Source organism: Streptomyces sp. HSW2009 (assembly GCF_040240285.1).
Classification (GTDB): domain Bacteria; phylum Actinomycetota; class Actinomycetes; order Streptomycetales; family Streptomycetaceae; genus Streptomyces.
Genome location: NZ_JBEHZD010001188.1, coordinates 1 through 361, shown reverse-complemented (window position 1 = coordinate 361; position 361 = coordinate 1). Strand labels below are relative to the sequence as shown.

At 84.2% G+C, this 361-nt stretch carries 1 pseudogene; it reads left to right on the top strand.

Annotated features, from left to right (window positions below):
- Nucleotides 1–361 (top strand): annotated as a pseudogene (locus AAHZ94_RS35150) (hypothetical protein); the annotation flags it as partial.

Below are 361 nucleotides of genomic sequence, written 5' to 3'. Positions count from 1 at the left end.
CCCCCCCCCCCCCCCCCCCCGCCTCGTTTTTTCCTACCGCCCCGACCGGCCCAGCTCCCTCGGCGTCCGCCTCGGGGGGTCGGTGTGGTGTATAAGAGACAGCCCCGCGACCGAGCGGGACGACCTGGGCGGCGCGCCGTACGAGGAGGCCGGCAACGCGCGCGGGAACGCGCCCGACGCCGACGTCGGCTGGCGCTCGCCCGAACGGCGCGACCCGGCGGAGCGCAAGCAGCCGAAGGACCCGGCCGACGGCGCCCCGGCGGCCGGCCCCGCGGCGCCCCCGGGCGCCGCGCCGCCCCCCCCCCGGCCCCGCCGCCGCGCGCCGGGGGCGGGGGCGGTGGCGGGGGCGGCGCCGCCCCGC